The following is a 3227-nucleotide window of genomic DNA, read 5'->3' on the forward strand; positions in this document are numbered from 1 at the left end:
GGCCATCCTCGGGTGTTCGCCACCTTCACCGCTCCGTCCTTCGGCGCGGTCCACGCTCACCGCACGGGCAAGGACGGCAAGCCGCTGCCGTGCCGTCCCCGACGTGACTCCCCGGTCTGCCAGCACGGCCGTTACGAGGGCTGTGGCAGGCACCATGACCGCGATGACCCGCAAGTGGGGCAACCGCTCTGCGCCAGCTGCTACGACTACCGGGGCGCGGTGCTGTGGAACGCTCACGCGGGAGAGCTGTGGCGACGCTTCACCCAGGCACTCCCCGCTGTCCTGGCCCGGCTGCTCGGCGTGCGTCGTGCTCACCTGCGTGAGGTGCTGCGCCTGTCGTATGCCAAGGTCGCCGAGTACCAAGCGCGCGGCCTGGTCCACTTCCATGCGGTGATCCGTCTCGACGGCCCGGACGGTCCTGCCTCACCTCCGCCGGACTGGGCAACCGTCGCGCTACTGGACAACGTGATCCGGCAAGCCGCTGCACAAGTCATCGTGCCTGCCTCGAAGCAGTCGCCGGACGCTCCTCCTGTGGTCCTGCTGCGCTGGGGTGATCAGCTCGACGTGCGGCCGGTCTACCTCTCCACCGACCTGGACGGCGTGAGTGATCAGCGGGTGGCGTCCTACGTGGCCAAGTACGCGACCAAGGGGGCCGAGTCGGCGGGCACGGTGGACCGTCGCATCCGTGACGCCGGGGACATCGCCCGGCTGGCCGTGACCGAACATGCCCGGCGCATGATCTTCACCTGCTTCGTCCTGAGCCGTCAGCCTCAATACCGGCTGCTCCCGCTGCGGCAGTGGTCTCACATGCTGGGCTACCGGGGCCACTTCTCCACGAAGTCGCGCTACTACTCCACCACCCTGGGCGAACTACGCCGCACCCGTGCCGACTACCGCGCCGCGCAAGCCCGGATGCTCCTCGGTCTGCCCGACCCTGCCGAAGGGAACACGCTCACCCTGTCGGAGTGGCGCTACGCCGGAAGCGGCCACCGAAACGGCGAACCCTTCTGGGCTGAACTGGCTCGGCAACGCATCGCCACTGCCCGCATGATCGCTCGTGAACGGGCGGAATCATGAAGGGCGTTGTCCTGCTTCGGCTTTTAACGTGATCCCGTCACGTGGAAGGTGGTGCTTCGGGGGAAAGCATGGATTGCAGGTGTTCGCGTGCTTGCCGTATCTCTGGGGTGGCGTTCCATTTGAGGGATGCTCGGAGTATTTCGTGGACCCGTTTGTTGACTCTCGCCGAAGCGATGAACGGGAGTGATCGAGCCAGCTCATTCATTCGGTCGGCTGCGAAAGACGGGTCGGAGGCTCTTAGAGCCGTTTGGATCTGCCGTCCCAGATATTGAGCCCGAAAGAGTGGCGACCATTGCCCGATCGTGCTGGCCGCTTCGTTGAGCAGTGTTCCGGCTTCCTGATATTCGCGAAGGTGGCTCAGTCCTATGCCGACATCGCCCGACAAGGCGGCTTCCCCGAAGGGAGAAAGTCCACCGACGTTGAGCGCGCGATTAAGTGCGTCTCGGGACGCTGCTCCCTGCTCGGGTATGAGCGCCAGAGAACGCCCAAGCCTCATGTTCAAGGAGGCTTGCTGACTGCTGGTGATGTCCGGGACCTGTAGTCCTCGCTGAGCGTAGGTGGCTCCTCGGGCGTGATCGCCTCGGTAGAGACTGACCCGGCTCAGGCTGTCGTACGCGCGGGCCTGGCTCTTGAAGTCCTGGGCGCGGAGTGCGAGATCCAGTGCGATTCCGCCGGTGCGGTCGGCCTGGGCGAGCTTCCCCGCGTCGTACAGCACGAGAGTGACCTGGTACATAAGCTCAGAGACCGCTTTTTGCAAAGGTCGCTCGTTGGCGTTATTCAGTACTCGGTCGACGTGCCGCATATGGCTTGACGCGCGTGACATGAGTGGAATTCCGCCAAGCTCGTATCGGCTGCGAGCAAGTGACGCGGCTAAAGTGTTCACATAGTCGGCGTCCTGGTAAGGATTCGCACTGGTAGAGGGTACGAAGATGACGGACGCGGCGGCTGCCAGGAATTCCCTACGTTCCACGGAATCCTCCACTTTGGGCGATACGCGTATTTCCCAGCCTACGCGCTCCAGTAGATTGATGGCCTTGGCCATGCCGGTGTCCTTCTGACCTCGGGACACCTCGGAGACCCATGCTTGGGAAACGCCCAGCTCACGGGCGAGTTCGGTCTGGGTCCATCCTCTTTGCTCCATGATCGCTTTAAGGGCTTCTGGGAAAGTCCGCACATCCACCGAATGAGCGTATCGCTGTGAGCGATCTTTCCCTAGTGCTCCTATCGCTGTAAGCGATGCCCCCGCTGGTGCTCTCAAAAACAGGTCGGAACCATGAGGCTCCCAAAGAGCGCACGCCTGTGAGAGGAAAGCCGGGTGTTATGAGAGTGACGCAAGCCGAAACAGAGGGGCAGAACGAAAACCAGCGTGGCGATGAGTACGGCGAGACGATCACCGACGCCACAGCGGAAAGCCAGGACGAGGCTTTGGCCGTCGTGCAACGGCTTCTCACCGAGCGGGGCATCCGTTCCCACCGACACAACACGATCAGCCTCGGGCTCTACGGCAACCACCTGGACCTCCCCACCTGGCCCAACCGACCTGACTCCCGGACCTGGATGAAGCGGCATCCGCCCGAACTTACGGTGATCGGTCCTCAGGGCTGGCGCGATGTCACGGTGACCGTGGGGCCGCGCTCGGGCTGCTACCTGGTGTCTATCCGTAACGGTCCTGATCTTCAAACCGTCAGACAGGGGCAGCCGGAAAAGGTCGTTGACCTGATCGTGGCCGCTCGGGGATCGTGACCGTGTACGGCTGGATCATCCTGGGCAACGTGGCTACGAAGCGCGTCAACGGCCAAGAGATCATCATCACTGCCGGTATGTCGGGCAACCTCGGCGCGGCCATCAGGGCTTGGGAGGACAACGAACGTCACCGGATGGTGTACGAACTGGGAAACCTTGGTCGCCTGGTCAACGACGCGTTGGACCGGCTACGGCAGGCTAGGGACACCTGATGGCGACGGGGGTAGGTCACTCTCGCTGTTGGTAACCATGTCATCCGGTGGCAACCCGACCCGAAGCACAGGGCCGCCAGGCCCGAGCATCGGAAGCGGGGCGGCGTGCGCCACGAGGCGCTGTTTGACCGTGCGGAGGTGGAAGACCTTCGCCGACGACCTGTCGTAGCGGGTCGTGTGAAGTGGGAGGCAGCC

The 3227-nt window shown here is 63.7% G+C and carries 4 protein-coding genes; 3 read left to right on the forward strand and 1 reads right to left on the reverse strand.

Annotated elements, in window-relative coordinates:
• A partial coding sequence (locus ABT130_RS47305) for a replication initiator (protein ID WP_350966451.1) occupies positions 1–1077 on the forward strand: 1077 nt, incomplete at its 5' end.
• A 37-nt stretch (positions 1078–1114) separates the two neighbouring features.
• Here ABT130_RS47305 and ABT130_RS47310 read toward each other — a convergent pair.
• Positions 1115–2257, reverse strand: coding sequence for an NsdA family TPR-like regulatory protein (locus ABT130_RS47310; RefSeq protein WP_350966452.1), 1143 nt, complete (start codon positions 2255–2257; stop codon positions 1115–1117).
• Between the two features lie 140 nt (positions 2258–2397).
• Here ABT130_RS47310 and ABT130_RS47315 point away from each other — a divergent pair, with 140 nt between their 5' ends.
• Both ABT130_RS47315 and ABT130_RS47320 read left to right on the forward strand, forming a co-directional pair.
• Complete coding sequence (locus ABT130_RS47315; RefSeq protein ID WP_350966453.1) at positions 2398–2820, forward strand: hypothetical protein; 423 nt, start codon at positions 2398–2400, stop codon at positions 2818–2820.
• A gap of 2 nt (positions 2821–2822) precedes the next feature.
• On the forward strand, positions 2823–3032 hold the full coding sequence (locus tag ABT130_RS47320) for a hypothetical protein (protein ID WP_350966454.1): 210 nt from the start codon (positions 2823–2825) through the stop codon (positions 3030–3032).
• Positions 3033–3227 lie beyond the last annotated feature (195 nt).

Source organism: Streptosporangium sp. NPDC001681, assembly GCF_040298085.1.
Taxonomy (GTDB): domain Bacteria; phylum Actinomycetota; class Actinomycetes; order Streptosporangiales; family Streptosporangiaceae; genus Streptosporangium.

Bases quoted from the DNA above. Each gene is read 5' to 3' on its own strand.
- ABT130_RS47315 (WP_350966453.1), top strand. From the start codon at position 2,398: ATGAGAGTGACGCAAGCCGAAACAGAGGGGCAGAACGAAAACCAGCGT.